The following is a 14,842-nucleotide window of genomic DNA, read 5'->3' as shown; positions in this document are numbered from 1 at the left end:
GCTGGTCAGCCGGGCGGTGGCGACGCGGCCCACCCACCCGGTGCTGGCCAACGTGCTGCTCACCGCCGATGCGGGCACCGGCCGCCTCAGCCTCACCGGCTTCGACCTCAGCCTCGGCATCCAGACGAGCCTGCCCGCCGCCGTCGAGACCAGCGGCGCCATCACCCTGCCGGCGAAGATGTTCGGCGAGATCGTGGCCCGCCTGGCCACCGACAGCCCCATCAGCCTCAGCTGCCCGGAGGGCGAGGAGCAGCTGGAGCTGACCAACCTTTCCGGTAGCTACAAGATGCGGGGGATGCCCGCCGACGACTATCCCGACCTGCCCCTGGCCCAGAGCGGCACCCCGATCCGCTTCCACGCCGAGGCCCTGGTGAAGGGCCTGCGGGCCACCCTGTTCGCCAGCAGCCCGGATGAAAACAAGCAACTCCTGACCGGTGTGCACCTGCGCCTGGATGGCGAGGGTCTGGAGTGCGCCGCCACCGATGGCCACCGGCTGGCCGTGCAGCGCCTCTCCCATGCGGTGGAGTCCGCCGCCAGCCCCGGGACGGAGGCCGCCGGCGCCGAAGGCGCCGATTTCGCCGTCACGGTGCCGGCCCGCTCCCTGCGGGAGCTGGAGCGGATCCTGTCGGGCCGCGGCTCCCAGGAGCCCCTGAGCCTGTTCTGCGAGCGGGGCCAGGTGGTGGTGCTCACCGCCGACCAGGTGCTCACCAGCCGCAGCCTCGATGGCACTTACCCCAACTACCGCCAGCTGATCCCCCCGTCGTTCCAGCGCCGCCTGGTGCTCGACCGCCGCGCCTTCATCGCCGCCCTGGAGCGGGTGGCGGTGCTGGCTGACCAGCACAACAACGTGGTCAAGATCAGCGCCGACCCCGCCGCCGGCACGGCCACGATCCGGGCCGACGCCCAGGACGTGGGCAGCGGTTCGGAATCGCTGGCGGCCACGATCGATGGGGAGGCGATTGAGATCGCCTTCAACGTCCGCTACCTGCTCGATGGCCTCAAGGCCATGGGTTCCGACCAGGTGGTGCTGCAGTGCAACGCCGCCACCACCCCGGCCGTGCTGGCGCCGGTGGGGGCCGACGAGGCGTTCACCTACCTGGTGATGCCCGTCCAGATCCGCACCAGCTGAGCCCGTGGGTCTTCCCGAGCAGCTGCTGCTGAGCGATCTGCTGCGGCGGCAGGTGCGGTGCGATCAGGGCCTCGAACGTGGGGCGGGGGTGCTGGCCTGGATGCATCCGCCGGTGCACCGGCTGCTGGGCTGGGCCAGCCGGCCCTCGGCCTTTGCCCAGCGGCGGCTGGTGTGGCGGCTGGATCAGCTGCGGGGGCTTGGGGAGCAGGAGGTGTTCGTGAAGGGGGAGCCGGCGGAGACGGATGCGGTCACCCTGGAGCGCCTGCCGACCCTGATCGATGCGGCCCTCACCGGCGCCGATGACGTGCCCCTGGGCCTTGTGGCCGATGCCGCCGTGGAGCTGCGCAGCGGCCGCATCCTCCATTACCTGGTGGCCCGCAGCGATCCGCGGCTGCCGGGCACCAGCCGCTGGCGCCTGAGCCCCGACCGGATCGTCGACCAGCAGCCCGGCCGGGTGTTCACCGCCCTGCGGGGCCTCGATGACCTGCCGGTGGCCCGCGCCAGTGTGCGCCAGCAGCTGCTGCGCCGTTCGCGCCGCTGGAAGGAGCAGGTGCAGGAGGTGGGCGGCCGTGTCGAGGAGCGGCTGGAGGGCTGGCTGGAGGAGCCCCCCTGGCCGGAGGCCTTTCGCGAGGAGATCCCCTGGCCCGAGCGGGACCGGGACCCCGATCCGGACCCCCGCGACCGCTACGACGGCGACCCCTATCCGGAGCAGCGCTACGCCGACGACCGCGACGAGCCGGACCCGCTGGAGGATTGGCCCGAGGAATCGGAAGCCCCGCCCGAACCGCCCCGCCAGCCGCCGCCGGAGCCGCCGGCGCCCCGCCGCGATCGCTACCGGGGCCGCGAACCCCACGGGGACGACGACCCCTGGATCTGATACTGGAGGGCCGTTGCCGCGCCCCCCGGTGGTTTCTGCCTCGACCCCGTCCTTCTCGGTGCCCGAGGCCCTGCGCAAGGAGGGCCTGAGCCAGGGCGATTACGACGAGATCGTGCGCCGCCTCGGCCGGCCCCCCAACCGTGCCGAGCTGGGCATGTTCGGGGTGATGTGGTCGGAGCACTGCTGCTACCGCAACTCCCGCCCCCTGCTGGGCCAGTTCCCCACCACCGGCCCCCGCATCCTGGTGGGGCCGGGCGAGAACGCCGGCGTGGTGGACCTGGGCGAAGGCCAGCGGCTGGCCTTCAAGATCGAGAGCCACAACCACCCCTCGGCGGTGGAGCCCTTCCAGGGGGCGGCCACCGGGGTGGGGGGCATCCTGAGGGACATCTTCACCATGGGGGCGCGCCCGATCGCCCTGCTCAACGCCCTGCGCTTCGGGCCGCTGGAGGACGAGCGCAACGTGGGCCTGATGGAGGGGGTGGTGGCCGGCATCGCCCATTACGGCAACTGCGTCGGTGTGCCGACGGTGGGGGGTGAGGTGGCCTTCGACCCCAGCTACGGCGGCAACCCGCTGGTCAACGCCATGGCCCTGGGCCTGATGGAGACCGACGACATCGTCTGCTCCGGGGCGGTGGGCGTGGGCAATCCGGTGGTGTACGTGGGCAGCACCACGGGCCGTGACGGCATGGGCGGCGCCAGCTTCGCCAGCGCCGAGCTCACCGAGGCCTCCCTCGACGACCGGCCCGCCGTGCAGGTGGGCGATCCGTTCCTGGAGAAGGGGCTGATCGAGGCCTGCCTGGAGGCCTTCCAGAGCGGCGATGTGGTGGCCGCCCAGGACATGGGCGCCGCCGGCCTCACCTGCAGCTGCTCAGAGATGGCGGCCAAGGGGGGCCTGGGCATCGAACTGGATCTGGATCGGGTGCCGGCGCGGGAGTCGGGCATGACGGCCTACGAATTCCTGCTGAGCGAGTCCCAGGAGCGGATGCTGTTCGTGGTGGCCGCCGGCCGGGAGGAGCCCCTGATGGAGCGCTTCCGCCGCTGGGGGCTGCAGGCGGCGGTGGTGGGCCGGGTGCTGCAGGAGAACGTGGTGCGGGTGCTGCAGCACGGTGAGGTGGCGGCCGAGGTGCCCGCCAGCGCCCTGGCGGACGACACGCCGATCAACCACCACGAGCTGCTGGCCGAACCCCCGGCCGAGATCCAGGCCCACTGGACCTGGAGCGAAGCCGAGCTGCCACCGGCCTCGGCCGGGGGCCTGGCGATGGCGGAGGCGCTGCTGCGCCTGCTGGATGACCCCACCATCGCCAGCAAGCGCTGGGTGTACCGCCAGTACGACCATCAGGTGCAGGCCAACACCGTGGTGCTGCCCGGTGGCGCCGATGCGGCTGTCGTCCGGCTGCGGCCCCAGCAGGGGCCGGGGGCAATGGCGGCGGCGACCCGCGGCGTGGCGGCGACGGTCGACTGCCCCAACCGCTGGGTGGCCCTGGATCCGGAGCGGGGCGCCATGGCGGCGGTGGCGGAGGCGGCCCGCAACCTCTCCTGCACCGGCGCCGAGCCCCTGGCCGTCACCGACAACCTCAATTTCCCCTCCCCCGACACCGCCACCGGCTACTGGCAGCTGGCGATGGCCTGCCGGGGCCTCTCGACGGCCTGCAGCGCCCTGGCCACGCCGGTCACCGGCGGCAACGTCTCGCTGTACAACGAGACCCGCCTGCCGGATGGCCGCATGCAGCCGATCCACCCCACCCCGGTGGTGGGCATGGTGGGGCTGGTGCACGACCTGGCCCACGTGACCGGGCTGGCCTGGCGCCAGGCCGGCGACGCCATCTGGCTGCTGGGGGTGCCGCTCGATGAGAACGGCGACGACCGCCTGGGGCTGGGGGGCAGCAGCTATCTGGAGGTGGTGCACGGCCGGCTCACGGGCCGCCCGCCGCTGATGGACCTGGCCCTGGAGCTGGATGTGCAGGGCTTCCTGCGGGCGGCCATCGCCGCGGGACTGGTGCGCTCCGCCCACGACCTCTCCGATGGCGGTCTGGCGGTGGCGCTGGCGGAGGCCTGCATCGCCTCGGGCCTGGGGGCAGAGCTGGATCTGCCCGCCGGCGAGGCGCGCCCGGACCGGCTGCTGTTCGCCGAGGGCGGGGCCCGGCTGCTGGTGAGCGTGGCCCCCGCGCAGGAGGGGGCCTGGCGAGCCGCCCTGGCTGCGGCGGGTGAGTCGGTGCCGGCCCAGTGCCTGGGCACGGTGACGGCGGAATCCCGCCTGGTGGTGGCGCGGGGCGGCGAGCCGCTGCTGGCGCTGGCGGTGGAGCAGCTGCGCGACACCTACGAGCAGGCGATCCCCGGCCGGTTGCGGAAAGCCGGGCCCCCACCCGACAGGTAATGGGCGAAGATGAAGCTTCCCCCATGGTGAGACGTCCCGTGCCCTGCGCCGATCAACGTGATGCGCAGAACACAGGAAACACCGAGATCGACCGCCCCGACAAACCGGAGGAGGCCTGCGGCGTGTTCGCCGTTCTGGCGCCGGGGCAGGCGGTGGCCAACCTCACCTACTTCGGGCTCTACGCCCTGCAGCACCGGGGCCAGGAGTCGGCCGGCATCGCCGTCTTCGACGACGTGAAGGTACGGCTGCACAAGGACATGGGCCTGGTGAGCCAGGTGTTTGACCAGGAGGTGCTGGAGCGGATGCCCGGCCAGTTGGCCGTGGGCCACAACCGCTATTCCACCACCGGCAGCAGCAAGGTCTGCAACGCCCAGCCGGTGGTGCTGATGACGCGCCTGGGCCCCTTGGCCCTGGCCCACAACGGCAACCTGGTGAATGCGGCGGAGCTGCGGGATTCGCTCGCCCACCTGGCCGGGGAGTTCACCTCCACCACCGATTCGGAGCTGATCGCCTTCGCCCTGCAGGAGGCGGTGGATTCCGGCCTGGGCTGGAATGCGGCGATCCGGGCGGCGGCGGCCCGCTGCCGCGGCGCCTTCAGCCTGGTGATCGGCACCCCCGACGGCCTGTTCGCCCTGCGGGACGGCCACGGCATCCGGCCCCTGGTGTTCGGGATGCTGGGCGAACCGGAGCAGGGCCAGTGGGTGGCCAGCAGCGAGAGCTGCGGCCTCGACATCATCGGCGCCAGCTTTGTGGATGATGTGCAGCCCGGCGAGCTGATCCATTTCCGCCAGGCCGATCCGATCCCCGAGCGGCAGCGCTGGTGCGAGGAGCCCAGCAAGCTGTGCGTCTTCGAGATGATCTACTTCGCCCGGCCCGACAGCCGCTTCTTCGGCGAATCGCTGTACAGCTACCGGGTGCGGATCGGTGAGGTGCTGGCCCGGGAGAACCCGGTGGAGGCGGACATCGTGATCGGTGTGCCCGATTCGGGCATCCCGGCGGCGATCGGCTATTCACACACCAGTGGCATCCCCTTCGCCGATGGTCTGATCAAGAACCGCTACGTGGGCCGCACCTTCATCCAGCCCACCCAGGCGATGCGGGAGGCGGGCATCCGCGTGAAGCTCAATCCTTTGCCGGATGTGCTCTCCGGCAAGCGGGTGGTGGTGATCGACGACTCGATCGTGCGCGGTACCACCAGCCGCAAGCTGGTGGCGGCCCTGCGGGATGCCGGTGCCACCGAGGTGCACATGCGGATCAGCTCGCCGCCGGTCACCCACCCCTGCTTCTACGGCATCGACACCGACACCCAGGACCACCTGATCGCCGCCCGGCTGACGCTGGAGGAGATCGAGCGGCACCTGGGCGTTGATTCGCTCAACTATCTGAGCAAGGAGGGCATGGTGGAGGCGGCCCAGGCCAACTCCAGCCATTTCTGCACCGCCTGCTTCGACGGCCAGTACCCGATCGAGATGGATGAGGAGGTGCGCAACAGCAAGCTGATGCTCGAGCCCACCGGCCTGGCGGCGCGGGTGTAGGCCCGGCGGCCGGCCGCAGCATGCGTATCGCCTTTCTCGATTCCTGGCTGCAGGACGTGGCCGAGGGCAGCGGCACGGCGGCGGCCATCGGCGGCCTGGCCGGGGCCCTGATCGCCCGGGGCCACACGGTGGAGCGGCTGGTGCCCGAGGGGGCCTGGCCCAGGAACCTTTTGCTGCGCCGCCTCTGGTTCAACCTCACCCTGCCCAAGCGGTTGGCGGCAGCAGCAGGCCGCTACGACCTGGTGGTGGGCTTCGACATCGACGGCTTTCGGGTGGCGCATCGCTGCCCGGTGCCCTACGTGTGCTGCATCAAGGGGGTGCTGGCCGAGGAGTCGCGCTGTGAGAGCGGCTGGCCGCGGCTGATGCTGTGGAGCCTGTCGCGGCTGGAGCGGCTCAACGCCCGGCGGGCGCCGCTGGTGCTCTCCACCAGCCGCTACTGCTGCGAGCGCATCGAGGAGCACTACGGCGTGCCGGCCGAGCGGCTGCGGCTGGTGCCGGAGGGGATCGATACCGGGCTGTGGAACCCGGCGGCCGAGGATGCCGCCCCCCGCGAACTCCATACCGTGCTGTGCGTGGCCCGCCAGTACCCGCGCAAGCGGGTGGGGGATCTGATCACCGCGTTCCAGAGCGTGCAACAGCGGCTGCCCAGCGCCCGGCTGGTGGTGATCGGCGACGGGCCGGAGCACGGGGCACTGCGGGAGCTGGTGGAGCGGCTGGGGCTGGGGGAGGTGGTGCAGCTGCTGGGGGCCCTGCCCGACGACGGCGCCGTGCGGCAGTGGTACCGGCGCAGTGCGGTGTTCTGCCTGCCGTCGATCCAGGAGGGCTTCGGGATCGTGTTCCTTGAGGCGATGTCCAGCGGGCTGCCGGTGGTGAGCACCACCGCCACGGCGATCCCCGAGGTGGTGCCCCACGGGAAGGCAGGGCTGCTGGTGCCGCCGCGGGATCCTCAGGCGCTGGCCGAGGCCCTTCTGACGTTGCTCACCGATCCCGCGCTGCAGGCCCAGCAGCGGGCCTTCGGCCGCGCTCACGTCGGGCCGTTCAGCTGGGACCGGGTGGCGGAACGCTTCCTGGAGGCGGTGTCCCCCCCGGCAGCCGCCGGATCGTGACCAGGCCGCGGCTGCGGCCCGAGGTGGAATCAAGGGTGCGGATCGCGGCCCAGAGGTCGGCGACCGGAACCCACACCGAGGGGTAGCGGTAGCGGGCCACATCGAGGATCAGCACCCGGTCGGAGGGGGCATGGAAGGCGGCCAGCGGGGCGATGTGGCCGCCGCCGGCCTGGCCGAGGGCCTGGCGCAGGTAGTTGGCCAGCAGGCGGTCGCCGGGCTGGCTGAGGTTGGCGCGCAGCAGGGCGCGGAACTGCTCCAGGCTGAGCCGGTCGCCATGGATCGCTTCGGCCGTCACCCCGTGGCTGGAGAGCAGGGCGGCCAGCTCGGCCAGGGTCATGCCCTGGCGCTGTACCACCTCGGCGCTCACCACCTGGCTGCCGGCCGGCACCTCGAAGACGTTCTCCTGGGTCCAGAAGCGGTAACGGCCGTAGCCCGGCACGGCCGGGGCGGGCACGGCGAGGCTGTTGAGCACCATGGCGGCGCTGGCCACGCCGCAGTAGGCGAGGTTGGCCTGGGTCAGGAACTGTTCGGCAAGGGGGCCGTAGTCGGCCCTCTCGCCGCTGGCCACCAGCAGGTCCATGCCCGCCGGCTCCATCAGGGGGATCGGTGCCGCCCGCAGGCGCCCGGCTGCCAGCGGCGCCGCCAGCACCAGCGCCAGCAGCACCAGGCCGGGGAACGGGATGGTCGAGCGCGGTGGCATGGGATCGAAGGTAGGGGAGCCATCTCTGGGCTGGGGGTCAACCGAGCTCCAGGTAGGGAACCGGTGATGAATCGTGCACTCCAATGCCTTGCTGTCCCCTTGTCTATGTCGTCACACTTTTCTGAAGAGCTTCCTGGGCGAGCTTATTGAGACTTTTTCCCTGTACTTCCGCAGTGATCGCCAGGGTCTTGTGAAGCTCAGGAGGAATTCTTAGATTGAATCTTCCGGAAAAGTGTTTCCGGGGCTCGATTCCCTGCTCCTTGCAGACCTCAAGGAAAACCTCCAAAGACTTCTTGAACTCACGACGAAGCTCATCCGGAGTGGAGCCATAGAAGTCGGCTCCTCCAGATAGACCAAGAATTTCCCCACGAAATTGATCCGTGTCCGGGTCGTATTCAATTTTGGCCTGGTAGCCATCCAGTGTCATGAGATTCATGGCGTCACTCCGTGTTCTTCAAGCCATTTTCGGATCGATGCGACAGCACCCTTATCTGTATCAGGCGATGGGTGGGGTCGATGGAAAACTCTGACTTCACCAAACAGAACGACCGCGACTCGGCTGCCTGCTCTCTCGGTGACATCCCCACCCAGCTCCTGAAACAGCGCTTCCACGTCTTTCCACGGCACATTGCCGCTCACAGGTCGGGAAAAGATCAGCTCAAGAGTGCGCTGGTTCTTCCGCTTCATTCCAGCATGGTACTGATTAACGGTACCACTTGTGGGTAGTGATCAGCCGAGCTCCAGGCAGGCCAGGCCGTAGACATTGCTAAGGGACACCGCCGGCGGGACACCCCGGTACATGCGCAGGGTGCGGGAGACGGGGGCGAACCCCAGCGACGCCAGCAGCGGTGCGGCGGCGGCATTGGCGCCGGGGGCATCGATCAGGATTGTGCCGGGATGGCGCTGCAGCAGGCCTTCGAGCAGGGCCCGGGCGGCGGCGGGGCTGTCGGCCACCAGGGGCCCGACGCGCCAGCCGTCGCCAGCGGGCAGCAGGCAGGGCCGCACCCGGCCGAAGCCGTGGCAGGCGCCGCGGCGATCCACCAGGGCCAGCACCGTGCCGGCCGGATGCCGGAGCCACTGGCGCAGGAAGTGGGGACGGGGCGAGGGTTCCCGCTCGGCATCGAAGCGCTGCACGGCGGCATCTGGGATGGCACCGCCCTCCAGCAGGCACCAGGGCGGCTCCGGAGTGGCGGACACCGGAGCCGGGGCGCCGTCGTCGGCGAGCCGCTGCCAGCGGGTGGTGGGTGAGGCGGGCGCGAAGCCCCAGCCGGCGTAGTCGTCGATCCGGTCGGGGGCGGCCTCCAGGCCGATGCAGGGCACGTCGGCGAGGTGCTGGAGGGCGTGGCGCCACAGCTGCACCCCGTAGCCCCGGCCCCGCTGGGCGGGCACCACCAGGAACAGGCCGATGAAGCCGTAGGCGGCGTTGTAGCGGACCCCGGCGATGCACCCCACCGGCTCGTCGCCGAGCCAGCCCACCCAGAGCCCCTGGCGATCGGTCTGGCGGTAGATGGCCACATCGCCCACGCCCGGCGCGAAGCCCTCCTGACGGGCCCAGCCGGTGATGGTGGGGATGTCGGCGCTCTGCAGGGGGCGGATGGTGAGGGGGGAGGGGCCGCTCCGGTCGGGCGTGCTCACCAGATCGTCTCCAGCTCCGGAATGGCGCGGAGCTTCTCGTCGGCGCTGATCAGGGGCCGGCGGGACTGCAGGGCGGTGGCGGCGATGAGGCGATCGGCCGGGTCGCCCTGGCGGAACTGGGGGCCCCGGGCGAGCAGGGCGATCTCGGCGGTGATCGGCAGCACCTCCAGCCGCAGGGCTTCCAGCAGGCGCCGCAGGTAGAGGGCCGGGGGCACGGCTTCCGGGAGGGTCAGCCGCCCGCGTTCGTGCAGAAGGGCCAGCTCCCAGAGGCTGATGTCGGCGATGGCCAGCTGGCCCTGGGCGCGCCCCTGCTCCAGAGCTGCTGCGGCGCGCCGGGACAGCCGGCCCGGCTCATGGGCCCAGAACAGCAGGACATGGGTGTCACAGATGGTCAGCATCACCGGCGCCTTCGAGATCGGCGTCGCCATCGGCGATCGACGCGACGACATCCCCCAGGGTGACGCTGCCGGCCAGCCCCTCCAGCCAGCGGCGGGCCTCCTCGGCCGGGTCGTGTTCCGGCTCGATGCGGGCAATCACCCGGCCATGGGAGGTGACCTGGATGGCTTCCCCGGCCTGCACGCGCTTGAGCCAGGCCGGCAGGTTCTGGCGCAGGTGGGTCACGGAGACGCGCGCCATGGTGGGCGTCTGTACATGGGGTCTGTACAGATTAGGGCGTGTGGGGATGGGGTTGGGACCGGCGGGGGAACTCTCAAGAAACCCCACACTCTCAAGGCCATGGCCGACGCCAGCCGCGCCCCCGGTCTGATCCAGCGCTATCGCGAGGAGCTGCAGGTGCGCCATTACGCCCGCCGCACCGTGAACACCTACGAGCAGTGGCTGCGGCGCTTCCTGCGGTTTTACGGCAGGCGTCACCCGCGCGAGATGGGCAGTGCGGAGGTGAATGCCTTTCTGAGCCACTTGGCGGTGGAACTGCAGGTGAGTGCCTCCACCCAGAACCAGGCGCTGGCGGCGCTGCTGTTTCTGTACAGGGAGCTGCTGGAGCGGGATCTGGAGCTGGAGGGGGTGGTGCGGGCGCGGACACGGCGCCGGCTGCCGGTGGTGCTCAGCGAAGCGGAGGTGCGGGCGGTGCGTCAGCGACTGGAGGGAGAGGCAGCCCTGGTGGTGGGGCTGCTGTATGGAAGCGGGCTCCGGTTGATGGAGGCGCTTCGACTGCGAGTCAAAGATCTCGATGTTGAACGGCATGAGCTCACGGTGCGAGACGGGAAAGGTGGCAAAGACCGGCTGACCGTGCTGCCCCAGAGCCTGGTGCCTCAGCTGCAGGAGCATCTGCTGAAGGTGCGCCAGCTGCATCGGGGTGATCTGGTGGCGGGCTGGGGCCGGGTGGTGATGCCCTATGCCCTGGCGAGGAACTATCCCAACGCGGATCGGGAGTGGGCCTGGCAGTGGGTGTTTCCCCAACAGAACCGCTGGCATGATCGGAACACCGGAACCCAGGGTCGCCACCACCTTGATCCGAGCGTGGTGCAGAAGGCCGTGAAACGGGCCGTGGCCGAGGCGGGGATCACGAAGGCGGCCAGTTGCCACACCTTCCGCCACTCCTTTGCGACCCACCTGCTGGAACGGGGGCAGGACATCCGCACGATCCAGGAACTGCTGGGCCATCGGGACGTGAGCACCACCATGATTTACACCCATGTGCTGAATAGGGGGCCGCTCGGTGTCTGCAGCCCAGCAGACATGAAGTAGCCATGGCTACATGTGGTTATCGGACCCGTGAACCACAGCGCACGACTTGACCTTCCAAGTAAGATCACTATGCAGGAAAGGATTCTCGACCGATGGGTCACTGGCGTCAGCTGTGGTTCACGGAAAGGAGCTTAGGAAGGCCCGTGGTTCACGGAACCGTCCAATAAAGAGTTAGACGAACAGAGCAGCCCGAAAGAACAGCCGACGAGAGAGGCTTCTGGGAAGTTGCATCTGATCCGTAATCAGCCGATGCCATAACCATCTAAAGCATTGAGCTTGAGCTGGATCTCGGCTTCAGGTAAACCTTGTTCTTGAAGGACTTTCAGGTAGTTGCTCTTTATCTTCTGGGTCTGGGGATGATCTATCCCCCGGCTGGCTAGGAAGATCCGAACGGCGCGCGCAGAGAGGGTCTCTGCCTCCGCCAGGCGGTCTGTGGCCTGCAGCAGCTTCGCCAGGTTGTTGAGACTAATGGCCACATTGGGATGATCGGGGCCGTTGCTGGCCTCATCGATCGCCAGGGCCCGCCGCATCAGCGGCTCCGCCTCCGCCAGGCGGTTGGTGTCCTTCAGCAGCAGCGCCAGGTTGTTGAGACGAGTGGCCACATCGGGATGATCGGGGCCGTAGCTGGCCTCATCGATCGCCAGAGCACGGCGGAAGAGAGGCTCCGCCTCCGCCATGCGGTTGGTGGCCTGCAGCAGCATCGCCAGGTTGTTGAGATCAATGGCCACATCGGGATGATCGGGGCCGTAGCTGGCCTCATCGATCGCCAGGGCCCGCCGATACATTGGCTCCGCCTCCGCCAGGCGGTTGGTGGCCTTCAGCAGCAGCGCCAGGTTGTTGAGATCCCTTGCCACATCGGGATGATCGGGGCCGAAGCTGGCCTCATCGATCGCCAGGGCCCGCCGCATCAGCGGCTCCGCCTCCGCCAGGCGGTTGGTGGCCTTCAGCAGCATCGCCAGGTTGTTGAGACGAGTGGCCACATCGGGATGATCGGGGCCGTAGCTGGCCTCACCGATCGCCAGGGACCGCCGATACATTGGCTCCGCCTCCGCCAGGCGGTTGGTGGCCTTCAGCAGCAGCGCAAGGTTGTTGAGAACAATAGCCACATCGGGATGATCGGGGCCGTAGCTGGCCTCATCGATCGCAAGGGCCCGCCGCATGAGCGGCTCCGCCTCCTCCAGGCGGTTGGTGGCCTGCAGCAGCAGCCCCATGTTGTTGAGATCCCTTGCCACATCGGGATGATCGGGGCCGTAGCTGGCCTCATCGATCGCCAGAGCACGGCGGAACAGAGGTTCAGCCTCTCCGTATTGAGCGATATCAAGGAGAAGAATTGCTTGTTGATCTAACAAGGCTGCTATTGCTGGATCATTCGCCCCCAGCCGCAGCTCCGCCTCCTGCACGCCCTTCTCAGCAACCGCCAACAGCGGCTGCCAGATCGTGCCCTTGCCCAGCTGCACCAGCCTGTCACTCAGCCATGTGGCCCATTCGGCCGCCGGCTGAATCCACCGTGCATGACGTAGAGCCCGCTGCAGCCGCTCCGCGTCTTTTGCCTGGATCGCCTTGGTCTCCAGCACCTCCAACGGCCCATCGAAGTAGGCGAACCCCCAGCGGTGCACTGCCTCAAAGGTGGTCGGATCCCGCTGCCGTTCATCGGCCTGCAGGTGGTGGGCCATTTCGTTGTGCAGCTGCCAGCGGCCTTCACCGACGGGTTCGATCGACCAGAACCGCCCCAGCTCCGCCGCTCCGGTGGCCGGGTAGCCCGTGGCGAAATGCGTCACCGCCTGGCGGAACAGTTCCCGATCCCAGAGGCCAAAGGCTGCCATCAGCTTCAAGGTGGCCCGCTCGGAGGCATCGAGATGGGTGAGCAGCCGATCGATCTGCTCCTGCTGGCTGCCACCGAACACCTCTGGCGTGCGCTCCTCGGCAGGGGTTTGGTCGTAGAGCTGGGTTTCCAGCTCCAGATAGAAAGGCACCCCGGCGGCCTGGCGGAGGATCTTCTCCACAATCGCCGGCTCCACGATGCCCCGTTTGGCGAGGAAGCTTCTGGCGTCTTCATCGCTGAGCTGGCCCACCAGGTGTTGCTCGCAGGCTTCGCTCCAGCCCCGGTCGTAGCCCTCCTCCCAGCTCAGGCGATCCCGTCCGCCGATCACCCAGAGCACCTCGGGCAGCTCGCTCACCAGATCCACTAGCCACCGCTCCCGCGGCTCCCGCCGGCGGCCGCTTCTGCCCATCCCCGCGTGCCAGAGGGTTTCGTAGGTGTCGAGCGCAATAAGGGGTGGTGGTCCGCTGTAGTTGATGGCGTCATCCCAGTCCTGGCTGGAGGTGGTGGGGTCATTCCAGTCCTGTCCGAGATGGGAAGCGAGGGCCTGGCGGAAATCCCTCGCCCAGTGCAGTGGCAACTGGGCCAGCAACTGCTCCTCTGAAGAGCTCTGGCTGCGCTGCAAGAGGGGCTCGGCCCTTCGTTGCACCCAGTTCGAAACCTGCTGATGCCCCTTCGCCAGGGCTTTCATTCCGGCGACAGCCAGCCCCACCCCGCTGATCCTTTCCAACGCATCCAGCCCTTGGGCGAGCACATCGGCATAGGGCCCCGCCCCCTGGAGCAGCTCGTTGCGATCGCTGCCGTACACCTGCTCGGGGTGGAAGCGCCGGCCGTATTCCGCCAGCGCCAGGGAGAAGCAGGGAAAGGGGATGTTGGGGAACAGCCGCCGCAGCCGGTACAGCAGCAGATCCGGCGGGGTGGTGTCGGCACCGGCCAGATCCAGCCGGCCCATCAGCGCCTGCGGGCAGCGCTGGCGGTGGAGCTGCTCCAGCTTCTGCAGCAGGGTGGTCTTGCCGATGCCACCATCGCCGTAGAACACCAACACACGGTGCTCCTCTGGCTTCTTGTGCTCCAGGTTCCGCTCAAAGGCGGCGATGAGCTCCTCCCGGTCGGTGAACACCTCCAGGGCCGAGGCCCGTTGCTCACGCTCGGATGGCCGCTGGATCGGCATGGCGCAGGGGGCTATGGGGCGTTGAGGCAGGACTTGACTTTAGAGACAGGGTAGGGGGAGAGTCGACAAGTTTGAACAAGAAGCAGCATTCCCTAGACCGTGGACAGGATGTATGGAACAGAAGAATAGACAATCTGCATCGCTTCCTGAGTCGTCTAACATCCAAATGCAGAAGACGGGGGCACAGGATGTAATCTAAGCTGAGAGGCCAGCCCGCTTCTGATTTAGAGCGTTGGGCCTATGATCCGATGAATTCTTAGTGGGTCGATATGCTCGAGACCGTGCCAGTGCGAAAGGCCTGCAACGCACTCATCGCAGAAGCGCAGCCAGACTTTGCCCTGTACTCTGCTGCAGCTAAAGCCGCGGGTATTGATCCACAGGAGGAAGTTCTATCGGCCGTGCTCAAGGGCTTTCGCACCTTCTATGGTGGGCTCTGGGTTGGAGGCACCGCAGAACTGACTGCGACACACGTTGCATTCAAACCCAACGTTGTGAACCAGCTCTTGCACAAGAGCGACTATTCGTGGAGTGTCCCCCTAGCAGAGGTCGGAGACGTCTCGTATGAAGTTGGCATGCTGACCGGCATCATTTGCCTTGCTACGCCGCGCGGTATCGCGAAACTACGTTGCTTTGGCGCCAAGAGCTTCCTCTCCAGAATTGCCAAGCAATGGGACGCAGACCGCATTGCGACGCAACCTTCTACATAGGCCCAACCCTTCGTTCCACCCGACTCGCTACGGCTGGCCGTGCCAGCCTCTGCGAGCGAGTGAACTCAAACGTTAGATGCGC

Annotated in this window: 14 protein-coding genes; 7 read left to right on the top strand and 7 right to left on the bottom strand. The window is 68.4% G+C overall.

Translation table 11 applies throughout. From position 1 onward, the window contains the following. Position 1 precedes the first annotated feature (1 nt). From dnaN to KBZ04_RS06215, 5 genes are read left to right on the top strand one after another with little or no spacing between them, the layout of a single operon-like run. Positions 2–1,129: a DNA polymerase III subunit beta gene (dnaN, locus tag KBZ04_RS06235; RefSeq protein ID WP_254991079.1), complete on the top strand. Its 1,128-nt coding sequence runs from the start codon at positions 2–4 to the stop codon at positions 1,127–1,129. A 4-nt stretch (positions 1,130–1,133) separates the two neighbouring features. Then, the gene (locus KBZ04_RS06230) at positions 1,134–2,006 is read left to right on the top strand and encodes an RNA methyltransferase (protein WP_254991078.1); all 873 of its coding nucleotides are present in this window, start codon (positions 1,134–1,136) and stop codon (positions 2,004–2,006) included. Between the two features lie 28 nt (positions 2,007–2,034). After that, complete coding sequence (gene purL / locus KBZ04_RS06225; RefSeq protein ID WP_254991077.1) at positions 2,035–4,380, top strand: phosphoribosylformylglycinamidine synthase subunit PurL; 2,346 nt, start codon at positions 2,035–2,037, stop codon at positions 4,378–4,380. Positions 4,381–4,403: 23 nt separating this feature from the next. Beyond that, positions 4,404–5,915 carry an amidophosphoribosyltransferase gene (gene purF, locus KBZ04_RS06220; protein WP_254991076.1) on the top strand — a complete coding sequence of 504 codons (1,512 nt, stop codon included), beginning with the start codon at positions 4,404–4,406 and terminating at the stop codon, positions 5,913–5,915. A 20-nt stretch (positions 5,916–5,935) separates the two neighbouring features. Next, positions 5,936–7,021 carry a glycosyltransferase family 4 protein gene (locus tag KBZ04_RS06215; RefSeq protein WP_254991075.1) on the top strand — a complete coding sequence of 362 codons (1,086 nt, stop codon included), beginning with the start codon at positions 5,936–5,938 and terminating at the stop codon, positions 7,019–7,021. Here the strand turns inward: KBZ04_RS06215 and KBZ04_RS06210 are convergent. The 6 genes from KBZ04_RS06210 to KBZ04_RS06185 form a co-directional block, all read right to left on the bottom strand. Next, positions 6,954–7,721 (bottom strand): phytochelatin synthase family protein, encoded by a 768-nt coding sequence (locus tag KBZ04_RS06210; protein WP_254991074.1) that lies wholly within the window; start codon positions 7,719–7,721, stop codon positions 6,954–6,956. The genes KBZ04_RS06215 and KBZ04_RS06210 overlap by 68 nt on opposite strands. A gap of 103 nt (positions 7,722–7,824) precedes the next feature. Next, positions 7,825–8,157 carry a type II toxin-antitoxin system HicB family antitoxin gene (locus KBZ04_RS06205; RefSeq protein ID WP_254991073.1) on the bottom strand — a complete coding sequence of 111 codons (333 nt, stop codon included), beginning with the start codon at positions 8,155–8,157 and terminating at the stop codon, positions 7,825–7,827. Then, positions 8,154–8,408 (bottom strand): type II toxin-antitoxin system HicA family toxin, encoded by a 255-nt coding sequence (locus KBZ04_RS06200; protein WP_254991072.1) that lies wholly within the window; start codon positions 8,406–8,408, stop codon positions 8,154–8,156. The genes KBZ04_RS06205 and KBZ04_RS06200 overlap by 4 nt, the downstream gene beginning before the upstream one ends. Positions 8,409–8,450: 42 nt before the next feature. After that, entirely contained in the window at positions 8,451–9,356 is a 906-nt protein-coding gene (locus KBZ04_RS06195; RefSeq protein WP_254991071.1) for a GNAT family N-acetyltransferase, read from the bottom strand. Beyond that, complete coding sequence (locus tag KBZ04_RS06190) at positions 9,353–9,754, bottom strand: type II toxin-antitoxin system VapC family toxin (protein WP_254991070.1); 402 nt, start codon at positions 9,752–9,754, stop codon at positions 9,353–9,355. The genes KBZ04_RS06195 and KBZ04_RS06190 overlap by 4 nt, the downstream gene beginning before the upstream one ends. Then, a complete protein-coding gene (locus tag KBZ04_RS06185) occupies positions 9,738–9,992 on the bottom strand; it encodes a type II toxin-antitoxin system Phd/YefM family antitoxin (RefSeq protein ID WP_254991069.1) in 255 nt (84 codons plus the stop codon). Before KBZ04_RS06185 ends, KBZ04_RS06190 begins: the two co-directional genes overlap by 17 nt. A 99-nt stretch (positions 9,993–10,091) precedes the next feature. Between KBZ04_RS06185 and KBZ04_RS06180 the strand changes: the two genes are divergently transcribed. Next, positions 10,092–11,063, top strand: coding sequence for an integron integrase (locus tag KBZ04_RS06180; protein WP_254991068.1), 972 nt, complete (start codon positions 10,092–10,094; stop codon positions 11,061–11,063). 242 nt (positions 11,064–11,305) lie between these two features. Here the strand turns inward: KBZ04_RS06180 and KBZ04_RS06175 are convergent, their stop codons facing one another. Beyond that, positions 11,306–14,053 carry a tetratricopeptide repeat protein gene (locus KBZ04_RS06175; RefSeq protein ID WP_254991067.1) on the bottom strand — a complete coding sequence of 916 codons (2,748 nt, stop codon included), beginning with the start codon at positions 14,051–14,053 and terminating at the stop codon, positions 11,306–11,308. Between the two features lie 269 nt (positions 14,054–14,322). Here KBZ04_RS06175 and KBZ04_RS06170 point away from each other — a divergent pair, with 269 nt between their 5' ends. Then, positions 14,323–14,760, top strand: a complete 438-nt coding sequence (locus tag KBZ04_RS06170) for a hypothetical protein (RefSeq protein WP_254991066.1) — start codon at positions 14,323–14,325, stop codon at positions 14,758–14,760. Positions 14,761–14,842 lie beyond the last annotated feature (82 nt).

The sequence above is a fragment of the Cyanobium sp. N5-Cardenillas genome (genome assembly GCF_024345515.1).
Taxonomy (GTDB): domain Bacteria; phylum Cyanobacteriota; class Cyanobacteriia; order PCC-6307; family Cyanobiaceae; genus Cyanobium.
Note: the sequence above shows the minus strand (reverse complement) of the source record. Positions and strands in the feature narration are given on the sequence as shown.